The sequence below is a fragment of the Mesorhizobium sp. M7A.F.Ca.CA.002.15.2.1 genome, assembly GCF_003998715.1.
Taxonomy (GTDB): Bacteria; Pseudomonadota; Alphaproteobacteria; order Rhizobiales; family Rhizobiaceae; genus Mesorhizobium; species Mesorhizobium ciceri.
In genome coordinates this window covers 1-1,075 of sequence record NZ_RZPI01001072.1, presented here as the reverse complement: position 1 = coordinate 1,075, position 1,075 = coordinate 1, and the positions used below count along the sequence as shown (strand labels likewise).

At 63.9% G+C, this 1,075-nt stretch carries 2 protein-coding genes; one reads left to right on the top strand and one right to left on the bottom strand.

Translation table 11 applies throughout. The features are described 5' to 3' along the window. Positions 1 to 648 (bottom strand): NAD(P)-dependent alcohol dehydrogenase (locus ENZ74_RS32670; protein WP_164761438.1); only part of this gene is annotated, 648 nt, incomplete at its 3' end. Between the two features lie 97 nt (positions 649 to 745). On the opposite strand from ENZ74_RS32670, the gene ENZ74_RS32665 reads away from it, so the two are divergent. Beyond that, the coding region (locus ENZ74_RS32665) for a TetR/AcrR family transcriptional regulator (RefSeq protein ID WP_164761437.1) at positions 746 to 1,075 on the top strand (330 nt) is incomplete at its 3' end.

The following is a 1,075-nucleotide window of genomic DNA, read 5'->3' as shown; positions in this document are numbered from 1 at the left end:
CCATTGCGGCATATCCGATGTCGAAATCACCAGGTCGGCGCCCAGCGCCCGCAGCCTGTCGGCTTTCTCGCCGCGCGAGGTGACGGCGGCGACATGGCAGCCGAGCAGCTTGCCGAACTGCAATGCAAAGAGGGAGACGCCGCCCGAGCCGATGACCAGAACCCATTGGCCGGGCTTCGGAATTCCGGCGCCCGTCACCGCATTCCAGGCGGTCAGGCCGGCGCAGGTCAGCGTTGCGGCCTCTTGCCAGTCGAGATGATCGGGCAGCCGCACCGCCCATTGTTCGTCGAGAACCGCATATTCCGCCAGCATGCCGTCCAGCGTGCAGCCGAGCTGGTCGACGAGCCCGGCATGGATGCGGCCGTCGATCCAGCGCGCGAAATAGCTGCCGGTGACACGGTCGCCGACGGCAAAGCGGGTGACGGCAGCGCCGACGGCTACAATCTCACCAGCCCCGTCGCTCAGCGGCACGACGCCCTGGCGCGGCGTCAGCGGATAGGCGCCGTTGAGGATCATCGTGTCGCGCCGGTTGAGCGAGGTGGCGCGAATGCGCACCACGATCTCGTGCGCTCCCGGCTCCGGTCGCGCCTCGTCCCGCAGCACCAGGCTTTCGATTCCGCCGGTCCCTTCAAGGCGATAGCTGCGCATTTCGAACCTCAAATATATAGACTGATCTACATATTATGTAGACCGATTGTCATATTTTGCGCAAGGCCTATAATGATCTCTCCTGACAGAGGTTGACATGGCCAACGACACCCGCACCCGCATACTCGAGACGACTGGGCTGCTGCTCAGGCAGCGCGGCTATCACGGCACCTCGCTCAACGACATATTGAGCGCCAGCGGCGCACCGCGGGGCTCGCTGTATTTTCATTTTCCCGGCGGCAAGGACCAATTGGTCATCGAGGTGACGCGCGCCAGCGTTGCCGACGTGACGGAGAGGCTGGGCGAAGCGCTGGCCGCCGAAAAGGATCCGGCGGTAGCCGTCCATCATATCTACCAGTCGGTGGGGCGCATGCTGGAAGACAACCAGTTTTCACTCGGCTGTCCGATCGCGCCTGTCGTGCTGGAC